The organism is Mesorhizobium onobrychidis (assembly GCF_024707545.1).
Classification (GTDB): domain Bacteria; phylum Pseudomonadota; class Alphaproteobacteria; order Rhizobiales; family Rhizobiaceae; genus Mesorhizobium; species Mesorhizobium onobrychidis.
The window spans coordinates 6394341-6412133 of record NZ_CP062229.1 but is presented as its reverse complement, the minus strand read 5'-3'; the positions used below and the strand labels follow the sequence as shown (position 1 = coordinate 6412133).

At 62.2% G+C, this 17793-nt stretch carries 17 protein-coding genes and 1 pseudogene; 15 read left to right on the top strand and 3 right to left on the bottom strand.

Going from position 1 to position 17793, the window contains the following annotated elements:
* The first annotated feature begins 32 nt into the window (after positions 1-32).
* From IHQ72_RS31660 to IHQ72_RS31595, 14 genes are all read left to right on the top strand, one after another.
* Complete coding sequence (locus IHQ72_RS31660; RefSeq protein ID WP_258119603.1) at positions 33-1298, top strand: ABC transporter substrate-binding protein; 1266 nt, start codon at positions 33-35, stop codon at positions 1296-1298.
* A 60-nt stretch (positions 1299-1358) separates the two neighbouring features.
* The gene (locus tag IHQ72_RS31655; RefSeq protein WP_258119601.1) at positions 1359-2294 is read left to right on the top strand and encodes a carbohydrate ABC transporter permease; all 936 of its coding nucleotides are present in this window, start codon (positions 1359-1361) and stop codon (positions 2292-2294) included.
* Positions 2287-3189 carry a carbohydrate ABC transporter permease gene (locus IHQ72_RS31650; protein ID WP_258119600.1) on the top strand — a complete coding sequence of 301 codons (903 nt, stop codon included), beginning with the start codon at positions 2287-2289 and terminating at the stop codon, positions 3187-3189. The genes IHQ72_RS31655 and IHQ72_RS31650 overlap by 8 nt, the downstream gene beginning before the upstream one ends.
* Positions 3190-3199: 10 nt before the next feature.
* The gene (locus IHQ72_RS31645) at positions 3200-4297 is read left to right on the top strand and encodes an ABC transporter ATP-binding protein (RefSeq protein WP_258119599.1); all 1098 of its coding nucleotides are present in this window, start codon (positions 3200-3202) and stop codon (positions 4295-4297) included.
* 4 nt (positions 4298-4301) lie between these two features.
* Complete coding sequence (locus IHQ72_RS31640; RefSeq protein WP_374120292.1) at positions 4302-5075, top strand: SDR family NAD(P)-dependent oxidoreductase; 774 nt, start codon at positions 4302-4304, stop codon at positions 5073-5075.
* A gap of 40 nt (positions 5076-5115) precedes the next feature.
* Positions 5116-6117: a sugar phosphate isomerase/epimerase family protein gene (locus IHQ72_RS31635; RefSeq protein ID WP_258119598.1), complete on the top strand. Its 1002-nt coding sequence runs from the start codon at positions 5116-5118 to the stop codon at positions 6115-6117.
* A complete protein-coding gene (locus tag IHQ72_RS31630; protein WP_258119597.1) occupies positions 6114-6926 on the top strand; it encodes an SDR family NAD(P)-dependent oxidoreductase in 813 nt (270 codons plus the stop codon). Before IHQ72_RS31635 ends, IHQ72_RS31630 begins: the two co-directional genes overlap by 4 nt.
* 315 nt (positions 6927-7241) lie before the next feature.
* Entirely contained in the window at positions 7242-8429 is a 1188-nt protein-coding gene (locus IHQ72_RS31625; protein ID WP_258119596.1) for a magnesium transporter, read from the top strand.
* A 31-nt stretch (positions 8430-8460) separates the two neighbouring features.
* On the top strand, positions 8461-8907 hold the full coding sequence (locus tag IHQ72_RS31620) for an STAS domain-containing protein (RefSeq protein ID WP_258119595.1): 447 nt from the start codon (positions 8461-8463) through the stop codon (positions 8905-8907).
* A 59-nt stretch (positions 8908-8966) separates the two neighbouring features.
* Positions 8967-9170 carry a cyclic nucleotide-binding domain-containing protein gene (locus tag IHQ72_RS31615; RefSeq protein WP_258119594.1) on the top strand — a complete coding sequence of 68 codons (204 nt, stop codon included), beginning with the start codon at positions 8967-8969 and terminating at the stop codon, positions 9168-9170.
* A gap of 312 nt (positions 9171-9482) precedes the next feature.
* On the top strand, positions 9483-10757 hold the full coding sequence (locus IHQ72_RS31610) for a tetratricopeptide repeat protein (protein WP_258119593.1): 1275 nt from the start codon (positions 9483-9485) through the stop codon (positions 10755-10757).
* Between the two features lie 11 nt (positions 10758-10768).
* Positions 10769-11566 carry a FecR family protein gene (locus IHQ72_RS31605; RefSeq protein ID WP_258119592.1) on the top strand — a complete coding sequence of 266 codons (798 nt, stop codon included), beginning with the start codon at positions 10769-10771 and terminating at the stop codon, positions 11564-11566.
* A gap of 81 nt (positions 11567-11647) precedes the next feature.
* Positions 11648-13501, top strand: coding sequence for a CHASE2 domain-containing protein (locus tag IHQ72_RS31600; RefSeq protein WP_258119591.1), 1854 nt, complete (start codon positions 11648-11650; stop codon positions 13499-13501).
* 326 nt (positions 13502-13827) lie between these two features.
* Positions 13828-14688 (top strand): alpha/beta hydrolase, encoded by an 861-nt coding sequence (locus IHQ72_RS31595; RefSeq protein ID WP_258119590.1) that lies wholly within the window; start codon positions 13828-13830, stop codon positions 14686-14688.
* Positions 14689-14737: 49 nt separating this feature from the next.
* Here the strand turns inward: IHQ72_RS31595 and IHQ72_RS31590 are convergent, their stop codons facing one another.
* Together IHQ72_RS31590 and IHQ72_RS31585 are read right to left on the bottom strand one after the other, a co-directional pair.
* Positions 14738-15637 (bottom strand): proline iminopeptidase-family hydrolase, encoded by a 900-nt coding sequence (locus IHQ72_RS31590; RefSeq protein ID WP_258119589.1) that lies wholly within the window; start codon positions 15635-15637, stop codon positions 14738-14740.
* A 158-nt stretch (positions 15638-15795) separates the two neighbouring features.
* Positions 15796-15999, bottom strand: a pseudogene (locus IHQ72_RS31585) (response regulator transcription factor); the annotation flags it as partial.
* A 14-nt stretch (positions 16000-16013) separates the two neighbouring features.
* Between IHQ72_RS31585 and IHQ72_RS31580 the strand changes: the two are divergent.
* A complete protein-coding gene (locus IHQ72_RS31580) occupies positions 16014-16553 on the top strand; it encodes an alpha/beta fold hydrolase (RefSeq protein WP_258119588.1) in 540 nt (179 codons plus the stop codon).
* Positions 16554-16612: 59 nt separating this feature from the next.
* On the opposite strand, the gene IHQ72_RS31575 is transcribed toward IHQ72_RS31580, so the two are convergent.
* Entirely contained in the window at positions 16613-17509 is an 897-nt protein-coding gene (locus IHQ72_RS31575; protein ID WP_258119587.1) for an arginase family protein, read from the bottom strand.
* Positions 17510-17793 lie beyond the last annotated feature (284 nt).

Here is a 17793-nt window from a genome sequence, read left to right as displayed (position 1 = left end):
ACGAACCGTACATCACATATGGGAGTGAAACGATGGAATACCTGAGGACGGCCCTTGCGGTCGCTACGGCGTACACCTTTGTTGCGGGAGCCGCGCTCGCAGAGCCCAAGACCAACCTGTTGCATCAATGGGCGACCGGATCGGACGCCCAGGCTATCGCCAAGCTCGGCGAGATGTTTACCGCCAAGGGTGGCGCCTGGCAGCAGACCTCTATCGCAGGCCACACGGCCAACACGCTGGCGAAACTGCGCGCCGACGTGATCGCCGGCAATGCACCCCCCGCGGTGCAGCTCAAGGGACCCGAGATCGCCGAATGGAACGAGACCGGCATGACCGCCAATCTCGACGAACTGGCGACTGCGGAAAATTGGGAGAAGGTCGTTGCTCCCGAATTGCTACCGGTGATGAAGCCGACCGGCAGCTGGGTCGCGGCGCCGATGAATATCCATCGCATCAACTGGCTGTGGGCATCGCCGAAGGTCATGCAGGAGGCAGGCGTCGCCGAGGTGCCGAAGACGTGGGCGGACTTCAACGCCGCCTGCGACAAGGTCGTGGCGTCAGGCAAAATCTGCATCTCGCACTCGACCGCCGACTGGACCGATTCGACGGTCTTCGAGGTCGTGGTCTACGGAATGGATATCGATCTCTTCAAGAAGGCGTTCGTCCAGGGCGACGTCGAGGCGATGCGCAGCGACGGCATGGTCAAGGCCTTCGAACAGTTCCGCACCATGACGACGAAATATATGGACCCCGGCATGAACGGGCGCGACTGGGATAGCATGTCGCATCTGGTCGGCCGCGGCGAGGCCGCCTTCCACATCATGGGCGACTGGACGCTCGGCCTGCTCACGGCCGGCGGCTTCAAGGAGGGCACTGACTATGTCTGCGCCCAGGCGCCGACTGACTGGGGCAAGCCGGGCTTCATCCTGAATTCCGACTCGGTCGTGTTCTTCCAGCGGAAGGATCCGGACTACGTCGAGGGGCAGAAACTGCTCGCCAGCACGATCCTGTCGCCCGAGTTCCAGACGATTTTCAATCAGACCAAGGGCTCGATCCCGGCCCGTCTCGACGTGGATCTTTCGAAGGGCTTCAATCCCTGCCAGCAGCTCTCGCAGAAGGATTTGCAGGCGTCGATCGATGGCGGCACGCTTGTCCGTTCGATGGCGCATAACATGACGATCCCGCAGAAGGTGCGCGGCGCGATCATGGATACCGTCACCGAATTCGTGGCGACGCCGGACATGACCGCGCAGGACGCAGCTAGTGCCATGGCCGATGCGGCCGAAGCGCAGATGTGAAGAAGCTGCCGATGATTGGCCCGGCGCGGCGCGCCCGGCCTGACTTCGCCGGAGCAGCCGATGTCCACGCGTGACGTGACTGTACCTGTTGTGGCTCCCGCAACCCCGTGGCGGCAGCGCCTGGGCACGATGGTGCCCATTCTGGTGCTGGCGCCGTCGCTTGCGGCGAGTTTCATCTACGTTTTCGTCTTCACACTCTGGACGCTCTATCTCTCGCTCTCCAATTCGTCGCTGATGCCGACCTATGGGTTCGTCGGTCTGGACAATTATGCTTCGCTCTGGGCCAACCGGCGCTGGAATATCGCCTATACCAATCTCTTCCTGTTCAGCGGCTTCTATATTGTCGGCTCGATGGCCATCGGCCTGCTTCTCGCGATCCTGATCGACCAGCGCGTTCGCGGCGAGGCGGTTTGGCGCACGATCTTCCTCTACCCGCTGGCGGTGTCCTTCATCGTCACCGGTACGGTGTGGAGCTGGCTCTACAATCCCGTCGACGGCATCCAGGCCTTCGTGCGGGGGGTCGGCTGGACCGACTTCAGCTTCGCCCTGACCGCCAATCGCAACACCGCAATCTATGCGGTGATCATAACCGGTATCTGGCAGTCGTCCGGCTTCGCAATGGCGCTTTTCCTGGCTGGCCTGCGGTCGGTCGATCCGGATCTCGTCAAAGCAGCACAGATCGATGGTGCGTCGGTTTCCCGAACCTATCTGAAGGTCATCCTGCCGACGATCGCCCCGATTTTTCTGGCGGTGGCGGTCATTCAGATCCAGTTCGCCATCAAGACGTTCGACCTGGTGGCGGCGTTGACGCGGGGCGGGCCAGGTGTGTCCACCACCTTCCCGGCGATCTATGTCTACGACCTGATGTTCCAACGCGGACAGATCGGCGAGGGTGCCGCCGCGGCGATGATGATGCTCGCGGCCCTCGCGGTTGTGCTGGTGCCTTATTCCTTGTGGATCGTTTGGCGCAGGCGGGCGGAGGGCAGCAATGGCTGAAATTGCCCTCAACGCCCGGCATGATCCCGAGGCGGCCGCGGCTACGCGGCGATATTTCTGGAACCGCTTTCTTATCTACGCGGTGCTGACGCTTTTCGCTGTCATCTACCTGGCACCGATGCTGGTCGTGGTCTTCAACTCGTTGCGGGAGCAGTCGGAGATTGCCCGCAACGGCCTCATCTCCGTGCCGCGCAGCTTCCGCCTCGACGCGTGGGCGCAGGCTTGGGGTACTTATTGCGTCAGCGGCACCTGCGAAGGCATGAAGCGCAATTTCTTCAACTCGCTCTGGATGACGATCCCCGCGACGGTCATCTCCACGCTCCTCGGCGCCATGAACGGCTACGTGCTATCGAAATGGCGTTTCAAGGGCTCGGAAATTCTGTTCAATCTGATGCTGCTCGGCGTCTTCATGCCCGGCCAGATCTCGCTGATGCCGTGGGCGTTCCTGCTCGGCAAGCTCGGCCTAACCAATTCGACATACGGGCTGGTCTTGATTCACGTCGTCCAGGGCATCTCGTTCACGACCCTGTTCTGCCGCAATTTCTACGTCAGCATACCGGACGACCTTATCAAGGCGGCACGCATCGACGGTGCCGGCTTCTGGCGGATTTTTCGCAAGATCATCTTGCCGCTGTCGCCGCCGATTTTGATTGTCACCGTCATCTGGCAATTCACCGGCATCTGGAACGAGTATCTGTTCGGCGTCGTCTTCACATCGGGCCAGCAGCAGCCGATTACGGCGGCGTTGGTCGCACTCACCGCCGGCGGCACGACCGCCCGCGCTTACGACGTGATGAGTGCAGCCGTGCTGATCGGCGCGCTGCCGCCGTTGCTGATCTACCTGTTCGGTGGAAAATACTTCGTGCGCGGCCTGACACAAGGCGCCATCAAATGAGGCATCGCTCATGTCCGCGCTGATGATCCGTGACCTTCACAAGAGCTATGGCGGGCTCGAGATTCTGGCCGGCATCAATCTCGAGGCGCGGACCGGGGAGTTCGTCGCCCTCGTCGGCCCCTCCGGATGCGGCAAATCAACCTTGCTCGCCATGATCGCCGGCCTGGAAACCGTCACGTCAGGCGAGATCTGGATCGGCGACCGGCTGGTGAACTCCGTGCAGCCCAAGGACCGCGACATCGCGATGGTGTTCCAGTCATATGCCCTCTATCCCACCATGACGGTGCGCCAGAACATCACCTTCGGCATGGAAAGCCGAGGCGTGCCCAAAGCGGAGCAGGCGGAAGCCGTAAAGCGGGTTGCCGCACTCCTGCAGATCGAGCAGTTGTTGAACCGCAAGCCCGGGCAATTGTCGGGTGGCCAGCGGCAGCGCGTTGCGATGGGGCGCGCCCTCGTACGCGACCCGAAGCTGTTTCTGTTCGATGAGCCGCTGTCCAACCTCGACGCCAAGCTGCGCGTGGACATGCGCACCGAAATCAAGAAGCTTCACCATCGCGTCGGCAAGACGACGGTGTACGTCACCCACGATCAGGTCGAGGCGATGACGCTCGCGTCCCGCATTGCGGTGATGAACCAGGGCTCGGTGCAGCAGTTCGACACGCCGAAGCGGATCTATGACCGGCCGACCAACATGTTCGTGGCCGGTTTCATGGGATCGCCGGCGATGAATTTCATCCCCGCCCGGCTTACCGGCTCAACCAGCATCTCGGTACGCGCCGCTGACGGCAGCGACGCTGCTCTTGCCCTTGCCGCGCCTTTGCCCGCCGGTGCGCCAAAGGACGTGGTGCTCGGTGTTCGGCCGGAACATATCTACCGTTTCACGGCGGACCTGAAGTCGCGCAAACCTGCTGTCGAGTCCATGCAGGCGCCGGTCGAACTGGTCGAGCCGACCGGGGCCGAGACGCTTGCCGTCCTCAGGCTAGGCGACCTGGAGATCACCGGCCGATTCGAGCCGGATGACGCTCCCGTCATGGGCGAGACGATAACGCTCGGCATCGACATGTCGCGCGCCTGTCTGTTCGATCCAACAACCAAGGCGCTTCTGTGATCTGATGTCCATACAATTCGCGACTTACCCGAGCTTGACCGATCGCGTCGTGCTGATCTCCGGCGGCGCCTCCGGGATCGGGGCCGATATGGTTCGCGCTTTCGTGGCGAATGGCGCCCGCGTGGGCTTTCTCGATGTGCAGGATGAACCCGCGGAGGCGTTGGTGCGTGAGCTCGGTGGTGCCGCCAAGCGGGCCCCGTTGTACCTCCATTGCGATGTGACCGACGTCGCTGCGCTGCAGGCGTCGGTTGAAGGCGTACGCGCGCGGCTTGGTCCGGTCGCCGTCCTGGTGAACAACGCTGCCGATGATCAGCGCCATCCCGTTGACGCCGTGACAGCCGAATATTGGGACCGCAGCTTCGACGTCAATCTCCGGCATCACTTCTTTGCCGCGCAAGCGGTGCATCCGCATATGAAGGAACTCGGCTTCGGCTCGATCATAAACTTCTCTTCCATCGCCTGGCGTTTCGGCGCGGACCAGATGGTGGCCTATGCCACCGCCAAGGGGGCTGTGGTGGCGCTGACGCGCGCACTGGCGCGGTCGTTCGGATCCGACAACATCCGCGTCAATGCCGTCGAACCCGGCGCCGTCATCACCGAACGGCAGCGCGAGCTGTGGTTCAAGACGCAGGACGCGATCGACCACACGGTGCAGCGGCAATTGATCCGCCGCGTCCTTCTGGGCGAAGAGATTGCACGGACCGTGCTCTTCCTTGCCGCCGATGACAGCCGCATGATCACGAAACAGTCCATCACCGTCGATGCGGGTCTGCGATAGTGAGATCCCTTCCCCACCCTTCATTGGAACTGCCGAGCTGATGCTTCGTCTCGGCCTCAACCCTTACGGACTGACCTACCATCTCGGCCTGCAGGGCCGCGGCACGCCGCGGCACAATCCGGATGGGGCGGGGCTGGAAGGCTTCATAGCGCTTGCGCAGGAACTGGGCGCACGCACGCTCGAGATCTACGAACCATGGCTGACCGACTTGCCGGACGCCGAGGTCGTCGACCTGCGCAGGCGTCTGGCCGCGCTTGACATCGTCCCGGTGGTAAGCGGCGGACTTCTCGTGGCAGGTCCATTGGACAACACGTTTCGGGCTGCGCGCCTGCTCGAGGCGACAACGATCCGTATCGCACTGACCCCCGTCTTATGCGGCGACCGCAACGTCTGGGGTGGGAAATGGAGCGAGTTCAACGCGACGATCCGCGCTGCCCTGACGGAATGGGGGCCGCGTGCGGCGGCTGAGGGCCGGGTGCTCGGCATCGAGAACCATCAGGACTTCGGCAGCGACGAACTGGTCGCGCTCTGCGAACTCGGCGGGCCTGGTGTCGGCATCACCTATGATACAGGCAACACGTTCCCTGTCGGCGAGGCACCGCTTGTCTTCACGCGGCGGATCGCGCCCTATGTCCGCCATGTCCACCTCAAGGACTATCGCGTGCAGTTCACGGATGAGGGCTATCGTCTGGTCCGCTGCGCGATCGGCGACGGCGCCGTGCCATTCGCCGAACTGGCAGCCATCCTCGCCGAGCACCACGACACGCTGACGGCCGTGCTCGAGCCAGGCGCTCTGGAGGCCCGCCACGTTCGCTGTCTCACCGACGACTGGTGGAACGGATATGCGCCGAAGACCGCGCGCGACTTCGCGGCCTGCCTGAGTGCTGCGCGCGTAAACCGCCTTGCGGACGACGCCGACTACCGGACGCCATGGGAACGCGACGATGACGGCGCACTCGTTTCGTATGAGCTCGACATGATTCGGCTCAGCGCCGCCAACATGAAGAAGTTCGATTTCATTGCAATGGAGAAATCAGCATGACTGCCCGAGAACTCAGCGGCCTGACTGCCTTCGTGACTGGCTCGGGACGCGGCCTCGGCCGGGTGATGGCCGAGCGCCTGGCCGAACTAGGCGCAAACGTCGCGATCCACGATCTCGATTGGACCCGGCCATCGCAATATGGCGAATTCGCAGACCTCGGCGAATCCGCCAGGGGTTTGGAACAGCATGGGACACGGGTGACCGCGGTCACCGGCAACATCGGCGACAGGCAAGCCGTCGCCGAAATGAAGAGGAAGATCGAGGCGGAGCTCGGCGACGTGCACGTTCTGGTCAACTGCGCCGGCGGAGACATCGGCGCCAAGGGGGTAAAGCCCAGCCCCAACAACGCGCTCAACATCGACTATGAAGACATCAAGGTTCTGACTGAGAACAATCTCATCGGCACGATGCTGGTCTGCCAGGCGTTCATTCCGCCTATGGTCAAGCGCGGCTCAGGCTCGGTGATCAACATTGCCTCGGCGGCAGCGCATATCGGATGCTCGCCGGAGGTGGTCTACTCCACGCTTAAAGCGGCCGTCGTTCATTATACGCGTTGCCTCGCCAAGGAATTGATCGACGATGGCGTACGCATCAATGCGGTGAGCCCCGGCGCCACCAAGACGGCACGATTCCAGGCGAGCCGCGTGGTCGATCCGGAGCGCATGGATTCGAGCAAGAAATCGCTGAACCGGTATGCGGAGCCTGAAGAGATCGCTGAAGCGGTCGCCTTCCTCGCCGGTCCGCGCGCGCGGTTCATCAACGGGCAGGTCATTCGCGTCGATGGCGGTTTCACCATCTTCCCAGGTTGAATCGCGGCCGTTCACACCGCGATCAAATACTTCATTTGTTATGTCATTTTCGTTGATGGGTTGCGACGTGCTCGCAGAGCCCAGGAATCGACGGTGAAGTTCGGCAACACGTCAATTCTCTTGGCGACACGCTGACGTTACAGCCTGCCTGTATGCACCCACGCAATGGCTTAGATTTGTCTGGGTCGGTCTACTCGGCGCCCTGAGAAGGCGAAGATTTCCGGATCGAGGCGCTTGAGCCACCGTGCGCCTGGGCAGAGCGAACCGGTCCCGTCTATAAGCTCAGAGGCGCAACATTAGAGGTTGGGGGAACAGATGAGGGAAGAGAACGACATTCAGAAGTTGGTGCGCACGCTGCGTGCTCGAGCACCTGACGACGCGGCTGATTTGCTAGCCCGAGAGTCTCCCGAGTTCATCCGCGACGCACTAAAGTTGTTACCGGATAGGCACGCCCGGAAGGTGGCGGAGTATTTGCCATCGCAAGGGAGGCCCATCAAATCTCATACCGACGGCAAGGATCTCGCGATCCCCGAGGCCATCGTCGAGGTGATGGACCCGATCCCCGCCAGCGTTGCTGTCGGGACGACGGTAGCCGCCGCGGTCGAGGCCGTCAGGCGCGCGCAGGTGCCGACCGAGTTGACTTACCTCTACATCACGGACGAGGGCGATAGACTGGTTGGCCTGGTGGTCTTGCGCGATCTGATGCTGAGCGAGACCGACGCGACGGTGGATCAGATCATGCTGGCAAGTCCGTTCGCCCTTCACGTCGATATGCCTTTGAGCGAAGCCTGCAAGGCGGCGGTACGCCGTCACTACCCTGTCTATCCCGTGGTGGACGCGGAGAACCGGCTGCTCGGGCAGGTTCGCGGCTGGCGGCTGTTCGAGCAGCAAATCATCGAGATTTCTGCCCAGCCTGGCCAGATGGTGGGTGTCCAGAAGGAGGAGCGTTCTTTCACTCCGCTGTTTTCAGCCTTCTTGAAACGTCATCCGTGGCTGCAGCTCAACCTGCTGACGGCCTTCATAGCCGCTTTCGTGGTCGGCTCATTCACAGGCACGATCGAGAAGATCGTCGCGTTGGCGGCGTTCCTCCCGGTGTTGGCCGGACAGAGCGGAAACACCGGCTGCCAGGCGCTGGCTATTACGCTGCGTGGCCTCGCCTTAGGGGATGTGGACAAACGACCGAAGCTGCATCTGGTGCTGAGGGAGGGAGCGCTCGGGATCGCCAACGGCTTGCTCGTCGGTCTGGTGGCGGCTGCGGCCATGTGGTTCTACGCTTCACGGCAGCCGGAGTCGGCATCCCAGGCGCCCATGCTGGCACTTGTGATCCTGCTCGCAATGTCCGGATCGTGCCTCATGTCCGGAATCTCCGGCGTGCTGATCCCGTTGGGCCTGCGGCGTGTCGGCGCCGATCCGGCCGTGGCTTCGGCCATCTTCCTAACCACCGTGACCGATATCGTAGGCATGGGCCTGATGCTGGGACTGGCCACCATGCTCGTGCTGTAGGTCGCGTCCGCGGACGCGTGCCGACATCAAGATGGCGTTGGCGGGATCACCGCCGATCATGCTCGATTTCCGCGCCGTCAGCGACATCGACGCCTCGGGCGCGTTGGCATTGCAGCAGATCTCCGCCCGCTGCGCGCGGCGTGGCCAGCGATTGTTCTTCAGCGATCTCAGGGATGCCCACGCCCTGGAGGAGTTTACGTCACAACGCGACGCGCCGAACATCCACCCCGACCTCGAGGCAGCGCTGGAGCGCTTCGAAGAAGAAATCGTGGAGCAGACCGACAGTGAAGCCCGCTCGGCAATAGACGTGCCACTCGAGCGCACCGATTTCGGCATGACCATGCAGCCGGAAGATTTGAAGGTGCTGATGAGGTATCTCGACCACGTCGAATTCCCCAAAGGCGCCGTGCTGTGCCGTGCTGGCGATCCGGCGGACCGGCTGTGGATGCTGACGCGCGGCTGTATCAGCGTCTGGTAAGTACACCTGGCGGGCGGCGCCGGCTGGCGAGCATCGGGGCTGGATGCACAGTGGGGGAGATGGGTTTCCTGACCGAGCGAGCACGCTCGACGGACGTGATCGCGGACGAGGACGTTGTGGCCTATAAGCTGACCTCGTCGGCGTTCAACAAGATAACAAAGGCTAGGCCGCACATTGCGCAGGGCGTCCTGAGAAGCATCGCCCGCCGGCCCTCCGACCGCTTGCGCAACGCGACGGAAGACCTTCGGATGAGCTACATGTGACCCTGATGCGTCAAGCGGCGACCAGATACGCGCAGAATCGCGCAAACAATATTGATCTTGTCGGCTGCGCAATCCATGGCTGATTATGATTTGGCTTAGTTGCCGTTTGTAGCGAATACTTGCTCGAAGTCAAGCAACGCTGAGAAGATGTTTGGCCAACCAGCGTAGCCGAAATGCGAATGAACCCGATAGTTTGTTGCGCAGCTGCAACAGCTGCGGAAGACTCGGAAGGTCTCGTGACAGTTCTGTCGCTTTTTTTCGTGGAGGCGTGCTAGATCCGCTGCACTAGTCGGGTTTGGGTGGGTTCTCGGCATGCATTCCTCGTTTTCAATGATCCTCGGCTTCGCCGCGGCGCTGCTTTGTACCGGCATATTGCCGGCCGGCGCACAAGGTCTCTATCCGGCCTATGACGATGCGTTTTCGGCCCGCATTGCCAATCCGACCGACAACGGAGCGCTAGCTCAATTCGTCACAGTTGCCGTCAACGCAGGGCAGTACGATCAGGCGATCTCGTCGATCGAGCAGTATCTCATCAGATATCCTCGCGATGCGCGCGCCCGCCTCGCGGCCGGCCGGTTGTACTACAATGTCGGCTCCTATGAATTGGCCCGACGGCAGGTGCAGTACGGCGTCGAGATCGGGGACCTGTCCGCAGATGAGCAGCAGGAAGCCGTTCGCCTGCTCGCCCGCATCGAGCTGGCGTTACGTGGCGTCACCTGGGAGATCGCTCTGACTGGCGGCATGTTCAGCGCATCCACAGATTTTGAGCCGGGCGGGGCCGAAGACGACCGCACTTTCGTCTCGCCCTATGGGCGGGCGGAAGGCTTTGTCCGGTGGGACCTCGGCACGCCAAGTGCTGACGCGCTTGTCCTCTCGGGCTCGTTGGCGGCGACAGAGCGCTTTTTCACCGAAGACCTCTCGGTTCCCGGAGATGAGGAGACTTTTATCCACGGCAACGCGGCGATTACCTTGGACAAGGGACTGCCCAACAGTGGCATCGATTCGCTACGGCTGCTGCTTTCCGCGTTCGCCGTCACAGATCGCTTCGACAGCGATATCCACGAGACCGGCGTCGGTCTCAGTGGACGCTTGCTCGTGCGCCCCACGGTCGAGACGACGCTTTTCGCGGGTGGCGGCTACATCGATCTAAGCGCCTCGAAAGGCATCTTCGCCGATAGCGGGGTTTTCTATGAGGCAGGCGGCAGCTACCGCTTCCGCAATGGCCAGGCGCTCGGGCTGCGCCTAGTCGGCTCGAATGACTTCGCCTCCGGAGTTGGCGAAATCGGCCGCGGCTACATGGGAGAGGTCCGCTACGGCGGCATAGTGATGGAAGTACCGGACCTTCTCGTATGGTCTCACCAGGTCGCCTTCTCGGCCGGTCACAGCGACACGCCCGACTTGTCCATCGGTATCGGCACGAACATAGACAGCGACTTCTGGCTCATTGCCTCAGAAAGCGATTTTCAGCTCACGGAGTGGCAGAAGATCAGTGCCGACCTCGCCTATCGCGAAACCGACTTCGATATCGCTGGTCGCGACCGAAATTCGTTCGAATTGCTCGTGAGCTACACGTTGACGCTCAACTGAAGGAGGTCGCGATGAGGACCCTATATCGTCAGATCGCCACTTGTATCGCCTGCCTTGCCTTTGCGGCACCATCTGCCGCTGAAACGGTCGGGTCCATGACGGCCTATCAGACCAACATCTTCCGCAATGGCGGCGAGGCGATGAGCGTCGGCGCTGGCGTCGCACTCGGCGACCAACTGCGCAGCAATACCACCGGTCTCGGAATGCTCGTGTTCCAGGACGAGTCGAGCGCCAAGATTGGTCCGAACACCAGCCTGACGATCGATGAATTCGTCTACAATCCGGGCTCCCGGTCAGGAAAGATCGGCATCGGGATGAACAGCGGCCTGGCGCGTTTCTACGGCGGCCAGGTTTCGAAAGGCGGCGACATGCAGGTTGCGACGCCGCACATGGTGCTCGGGGCCAGAGGCGGCATCATCGAAGTGCTTGTGATGGCTGGTCAGACCGTCGGCATACTGCGCGCCGGCCGCATGACCTGCATGATGAATGGCCAAAGGCTCGTGATCACAAACCCGGGCCACGCCTGCACGTCGAACAATGGCAAACTGCTGACCGGCTATGGTGGTATCGACGCCTTCCCGATATTGGACAGCATCGATCGGATAGCCGGCACCGGCCTTCCTGGCGAGCCGGGTCCGGGGCTGAACGTAAGCGCGATTTGTGCGTCAGCACTCGGCAGCTCGCTCAAAGCCTGCAAGTCCGCCGACGGCGCATTGCCAGGATTGGTCATGGAGTTCCCTGACAGCCTAACGCCCCCTGTAGGCAGCGGGGTGGATGAGGATGATGACTGCTTTCCCGACTGCCGGTAAGGCCGGCCGACCGGCATGAGCCCCTCGCTTGATTGGCGGCGGGCTGCCAGGCGGAAAATACCTGGTCTTGCGGTCGTACTCTTGCTGCTCGCTTTCCATTTTGCTTTCGACGGGCCGCTGTCGCGCCTGCGCGAGCGCACGTACGACCTCTACCAGTCCCTCGCCCCGCGCCACGCGACGAGCAATCCTGTTGTGATTGTCTCGATAGACGACGCGAGCCTTAAGGCATATGGGCGATGGCCTTGGAATCGTGGCCTTTTGGCCGATCTGGTCGATGGTATCACCGAGTCTGGTGCCGCCGTGATCGGGCTTGCGCTGGTGCTGCCCGAGGCTGACACCTCTCCTGATGGCATCGCTGGAGACAAGCGCCTCGCCCGGGCACTGGCGAAACATCGAACCATGCTCGCCGTCAGCCTGGGCAATGAGGCAACGGTTTCAGAAGCAGAGCCCAAAGCCGGCTGGTCGATCGTAGGGCAAGTACCCGAGACGCTTCCTGGCTTCACCGGTCTGACGGGCTCGCTTGCGGATTTCTCGAGCGCCGCTGCAGGCCTTGGGGTAATTCGCACTTTGCCCGATCCCGACGGCGTATTGCGCCATGTGCCGCTGCTCTGGCTTCGAAATACGGATCAAGGCGTGCAGCTCTGGCCTTCCTTCGCGGTGGAACTCCTACGCCTCTACGCCGGAGAGAACAGCTTCGTAGCCCGAATGAATGCCGCCGGGTTTGACGCACTCAGGATGTCCGGCAGCATTGTGCCGCTCGAGCCGCAGGGTAGCATCCGCCTCTGGGAAACCGACACCAATACGCCGCGCATATCTGCCGGCAATGTCCTTTCGGGCCACGGCGATCCTCTGCTGCGGAATGCCATCGCGATTATTGATCTGTCGGCTGTGGGATTGACCCAGTATTTGCCCAGCCCGACGCGTTCGGCGCGACCAGGCGTCGACATCCACGCAGATGCAATCGGCCAGATGCTTGCCGGGCGCTATCTTGTAGAGCCTGCGCAAGCGCGAATGCTCGAGCGGCTCTGGTTTGTCCTCAGTGGCATCGTTTTCATCGGGCTTTCTGGAGTGCTCGCCGAGCGGGTCGTGCTTGGCGCATTCGCTCTGGCGCTCCTGGCTGCCACGCCCTTCGTGTTTGGCGCTCTCGAATACAGCCTGCAGGGTGTGCTCTATGACCCACTGCAGCCGGCGATTGCAACGATCCTCGTAGCTGGCTTCGAAGGCTATGCCCTCTACAGGCGCGCCGAGCAGCGCCGGTCCACCCTGACCCGGCAGTTTTCGCAATTTCTGTCGCCCTCCGTGGTGCAACGCCTCGCAAATTCGGATACCGAAGCGATCCTGTCCGGAGAGAAGCGCGAGATCACAATCCTGCTGAGTGATATACGCGGCTTCACGACGATGAGCGAACAACTCGATGCCCAAGAAATCGGAAAGGTGGTAAACCACTTCCTCGGCGTTGCGACCGATGAGATACTCAAGCGCGATGGGACCATCGATAAGTTCATGGGCGATGCCGTGCTAGCTTTCTGGAACGCGCCGCTTGATCAGCCAGATCATCGCGAGCGCGCGCTCGAAGCGGGGCTCGCCCTGATCGAACGGGTGAAGCGCGAAAACGCCGCGTTCACCGCGCGCGGGCACCCCCCTATCGAAATTGGCGTCGCCATCGAGACGGGCATCTGCTCGGTAGGGAATTTCGGCTCCGAACGGCGCTTCGATTACACCGCGATCGGCTCGCCGGTGAACCGCACGGCACGGCTCGAGTCAACGACCAAAAAGCTGAGGATCCCCCTGGTGCTTGGTCCCGGATTTGCCCAAGGAGCATCGATGCCGGTTGTCCAGGCGGGCGCCTTTGAACTCCAAGGCTTCAAGGGCGAGGTGCCGGTTTTCACCGTTCCGGAGATACACCCCTCGTCGCAATCTGGTGAGGTCGTGTGAGGCTAGGCACCGGTTCAGCTCGCTACCTCATTGGCAGCCGGCGAGCGAAAGCCAAGGGCGGCGGAAATACGATGGGCGGCCCGGGCTACTCCTGGGCGTCAACACGGGCGAAACCTCTAACCCGATGACAGCGCTGATCGCGACGCAGAACCCGGATGCGGGTATGGGTATCGCCAATTCGGGACGCTACTCCAATTCCCGATTTCAATGCCAAACTGGCTAAGCGGACGCTGGACGATGGCAAGCGCGAGACCTTCCAGTTCACGACGCGGGCCGACCAGTATACGCTAGCTATGAATGCCAAGGCTGTCTGAGGAGGTGTAGACTTGACGAGCATTGCCACGGGGTCCGTCGCGGATCGCGGTCGCGCTACATACGATCTTGGCGCGACCGCCATCTTTGCTTCCAAATCAGACTCACGCTTCCATTATTGTCTGTATGTACCGCCCGCGGTTGGGGAAGGCGCCCAAGTCGACCTGCTGGTGGCCGTCCACGGCACTGGCCGCACCTCGTTCCTGGGTTTCCGCGACGCGTTCGCCGAGTTCGGACGCTGGAACGACTGCGCCATCTTGTGCCCGGTGTTTCCAATGGGCGTTCTCGGCGACGATGCCCGCAGCGGATACAAATATATGATCGAGGGCGACATCCGCTACGATCAGGTGCTGCTCGCCATAATCGAGGAAGTCGTGGCGAAATACCGTCAGGACTGGACCCGCTTCGCCATGTTCGGATTTTCCGGCGGCGGGCACTTCACCCACCGCTTCGCCATCCTCCATCCCGACAGGCTATGGGCGGCGTCGATCGGCGCGCCGGGCTCCGTGACCTTGCTCGATCCGACGCGTGATTGGTGGGTGGGCATTCGCGACCTGCTGGAGAAGTTCGGCATCAGCTTCGATGCCGCCGCGCTGGCAAAAGTACCTGTCCAGATGATCGTCGGCGATGCCGACCTGGAGACTTGGGAAATCACGCATATCCAGGGCAGCACCTATTGGATGCCGGGCGCTAACGATGCCGGGCGAACGCGGCCGGAACGCCTCAGGACGTTGTGTCGATCGTTCGAGGAAGCAGGTGTGCGCGTGCGCTTTGATTTGCTGCCCGGGGTAGCCCACGAACGCGACGCGGTTCTCGATCTGGTCAAGGATTTCCTGGCCCGAGTGCTCAAGGAACGACGGAACGCATCAAGATGAATGCAATGGCCGGCCCTGCACCGACAGGCCTGCACAAAGACAAGCTGCTTCAATCGTATTTGGCCACAAAGCGTCCGACGGCGGCGAGGCAGTCGTCCTTCTCCTCGACATGCGGCATATGGCTGGAATTCGGGAAGACCATGCCTTCGACGTCGGGAATATGATCGAGAAAGGGCTGGACGCAGGCCTCGGTCGCTTCGTCGTAAAATCCGCGGAACGCCAGGGTTGGCGCCTCGATCAGATGCAGGCGCTCGACAATGGTCCAGTTCCGCATGGTGCCGATCACGTGGAATTCATTGGGTCCGTTCATGGTGTGATAAACTGTCGGATCCGCGTCGATTGCCGCGAATGTCCGGGCGACTTCCGGCGGCGTCGGAAGGACACGGCAGACGTGGCGGTCGTAGAAGGCTTTGGTTGCCGCAACATAGTCCGGGTGATCGGTGGTTCCGGCTGCCTCGTGCCGGTCGAGCGCACTTTGTACATCGGCCGGCAGCCCGGCGCGCAATTGCAGCGCGCCTTCCACCCATAGCGCCATCGAGGCCAGCGAATTGGCCAGGATCAATGCCTTGAGCCCGGCGGGGCGTCGCACGGCATGTTCGGCGGACAGTATGCCGCCCCAGGACTGGCCGAGCAGGGCGTACCGCTCGGCAATGCCGATATGGGCGAGCAGCGCATCGAGTTCGCCCAGAAAGAAATCGACGGTCCAGAAGTCGCCGCCCTTGTCGGGGAGATGGGTCGATTTGCCGTTGCCGATCTGATCGTAGTGGATGACGGCCCGCCCGGTATCGGCAAGCTCCTTGAATGAATCAACATAGTCATGGGTACAACCCGGCCCGCCGTGAGCGACGACCAAAGGCAACTTGCCCGAGTTGAGATCTCCGATTACGCGATACCAGGTGCGGTAATCCCTGTAGTCGCTAAATCCTTCGGTGGTCGAATGTGCCGTCACAGTTCCAAGCTCCGCGTCATGGCGCGGCAGGAACCAAAGTGACGGACCCTCCCAAGCCTTGTTTGCGGCCGACGGTACTAAGTGGCCCGGCGCATTTACAGCTAGCACTATTTATAGGTTTGCCCTGGCGGGGGCCGGTGGCCCTCAGGCGGAGAGCCTCAATGCTCCGGCTCGAGCAGCCGGTAGTGGGCAGCCAGCGCGATGGCGTGGAAGCGGTTGCGCGCGCCAAGCTTGCGTGTCGCTGCGTTGAGATGCAGCGTTGCAGTCGGCACCGCGCGGCCAATCTCGCGCGCGACTTGCTTGGCCGTCAGTCCGGCGGCGGCGAGGCGCAGGCACTGACGCTCGCGCGACGTCAGATGGACATATTGGCAGGTGCATGCATGCGCCCGCGCTGGTGACGGGTCTGATCATCCAGAATGCCAACGCTCATACCAGCGGGTTCGGCCGCCAATGGGCAGACACCATCGCCTATTGGTCGAAGCCCACCGCGGAGAATGAGGCCGCCGCCACCGCTCATCTGACCTGGGAAGGGACACGGTATCAGTATGTCGGGGGCCTGCCCGCCGATATCGCAAAGTCCATCGCTGCCGAAAACTGGGATGAGGACTGGCGCGTGATGAGCCTACCGGGACGGCTCGAGGCACAACGTGCCCTCCTGGCGGACTATGGAAACTATGTGCGCCGCTTCGCAGAGATCCAGGGCTATCTGCAAACCTACCAGCCGCCTGCACTGATGGTGTGGGGTCGCCATGACCCCTTCTTCGAACTCGCCGAAACCATGAGTTGGATCGAGGCGCTTCCCCGGATGGACGCCCATATCCTCGACGCCGGTCATCTCCTGCTCGAAACCCGTGCGGAAACGGCAGCTCACCTGATCCTTGATTTCATCAACAGGGAAAAGGGCCGGTCCAGGTGAATGGGTCACGGTGTCGGATTTGCCCGCCGTGAGCAATTTTTTTGTTATTGATTTCAATACTAAGCAGGCGCGGCTGTGCCGAGGGCTGCGGCCAGGACATCAGCAAGGCCACGGCCGGCGCTGCCGTCCTCGTCGAGGCGCGGATTGTAGATGGCGACCTCGAGCCCGACCGCCTTTCCGCTCGCCAGGATGATCCGCAGCGCCGCCGAAAGTTCGTCCCATGACAATCCGCCCGGCACGCGGAAATCGACCGCCGGCATGATCGCATCGTCGAGACAATCGGCGTCGAGATGGATGAAGAAGCCGTCGAGTTCCGTCCGCGCCAGGTGGCCAACGGCCGCCCCGGCGGCGGCTTCGACGCCCAGGCGGCGGATGGCGTGGAGATCGTAGGCCATGAGTTCCGCTGGCAAAGGCTGGCTGCCGAATTCGGCCTGGTCCTCGTGGTCGCGAAACGCGAAGGCGACAGCGTCCTCGGAGCGCACCAATGGACGGCGGCCCTCCAGGTCGGTCAGCAGCGCCGGCCCGTAGCCGGTGACGAAGGCCAGGTCCATGGACGCGCCTTCGCTGTTGGGCTCGGCCTCGGGCTGGAAGAAGTCGGCGTGGCCGTCGATAAAGCACAGGCCGTAGCGACCGCGCCGGCGCAGCGCGAGCATCGGACCCAGCAAGATCGTACAGTCGCCGCCCAGCACCACCGGGAATTCCCCAGCATCCAGCACCTCCCCCACGGCGTCGGCGAGCTTGGGCGACCAGGCCGCGATCGCGTTGGCATTCAGCGTCAGGGTGGCAGGGTCGGGCTTCGGGTCCTTCGGCGGGACGGCCAGCCGCCCGGCGCGGCGCGCATGGATGCGTTCGGCGAGGCCCAGTTCCAGCAGCCGACCGGGCAAGGCTTCAACGCCGTCGGTCGCCAGACCCAGCGAGGACGGCGCTTCAAGGATGGCATAGGGGCGGGTCGGCATCAGATGCTCCAGCTATCGCGAGTGAGAGCCGGCGCAACGCGGCGGTCTTCGCTACTGAGGGCTGCGCGGCTGCCGGTTTGACGGCCCCATAAGCGACGCTTTTGAGCAAAAAACTCGCCTTGCAGCCGACGTAACCTCACTACGTGGGCGAAACAGAGGAAATTTCAAGCCGCCCAAATCCCCTGTTGAAGTCAAGATCGCAAGTTTTCTGACCGATGGGAGACGGTTCTTGAGCGCATTCAGAGAGAAAGTTGCGAGGCTGGATCAATGGATTGCCGTAGCTC

What these genes read in the sequence shown, in the direction of transcription:
- IHQ72_RS31660 (WP_258119603.1), top strand. Translation starts at nt 33, where the DNA reads ATGGAATACCTGAGGACGGCCCTTGCGGTCGCTACGGCGTACACCTTT.
- IHQ72_RS31655 (WP_258119601.1), top strand. Translation starts at nt 1,359, where the DNA reads ATGTCCACGCGTGACGTGACTGTACCTGTTGTGGCTCCCGCAACCCCG.
- IHQ72_RS31650 (WP_258119600.1), top strand. Translation starts at nt 2,287, where the DNA reads ATGGCTGAAATTGCCCTCAACGCCCGGCATGATCCCGAGGCGGCCGCG.
- IHQ72_RS31645 (WP_258119599.1), top strand. Translation starts at nt 3,200, where the DNA reads ATGTCCGCGCTGATGATCCGTGACCTTCACAAGAGCTATGGCGGGCTC.
- IHQ72_RS31640 (WP_374120292.1), top strand. Translation starts at nt 4,302, where the DNA reads ATGTCCATACAATTCGCGACTTACCCGAGCTTGACCGATCGCGTCGTG.
- IHQ72_RS31635 (WP_258119598.1), top strand. Translation starts at nt 5,116, where the DNA reads ATGCTTCGTCTCGGCCTCAACCCTTACGGACTGACCTACCATCTCGGC.
- IHQ72_RS31630 (WP_258119597.1), top strand. Translation starts at nt 6,114, where the DNA reads ATGACTGCCCGAGAACTCAGCGGCCTGACTGCCTTCGTGACTGGCTCG.
- IHQ72_RS31625 (WP_258119596.1), top strand. Translation starts at nt 7,242, where the DNA reads ATGAGGGAAGAGAACGACATTCAGAAGTTGGTGCGCACGCTGCGTGCT.
- IHQ72_RS31620 (WP_258119595.1), top strand. Translation starts at nt 8,461, where the DNA reads ATGGCGTTGGCGGGATCACCGCCGATCATGCTCGATTTCCGCGCCGTC.
- IHQ72_RS31615 (WP_258119594.1), top strand. Translation starts at nt 8,967, where the DNA reads ATGGGTTTCCTGACCGAGCGAGCACGCTCGACGGACGTGATCGCGGAC.
- IHQ72_RS31610 (WP_258119593.1), top strand. Translation starts at nt 9,483, where the DNA reads ATGCATTCCTCGTTTTCAATGATCCTCGGCTTCGCCGCGGCGCTGCTT.
- IHQ72_RS31605 (WP_258119592.1), top strand. Translation starts at nt 10,769, where the DNA reads ATGAGGACCCTATATCGTCAGATCGCCACTTGTATCGCCTGCCTTGCC.
- IHQ72_RS31580 (WP_258119588.1), top strand. Translation starts at nt 16,014, where the DNA reads ATGCATGCGCCCGCGCTGGTGACGGGTCTGATCATCCAGAATGCCAAC.
- IHQ72_RS31575 (WP_258119587.1), bottom strand. Translation starts at nt 17,509, where the DNA reads ATGCCGACCCGCCCCTATGCCATCCTTGAAGCGCCGTCCTCGCTGGGT.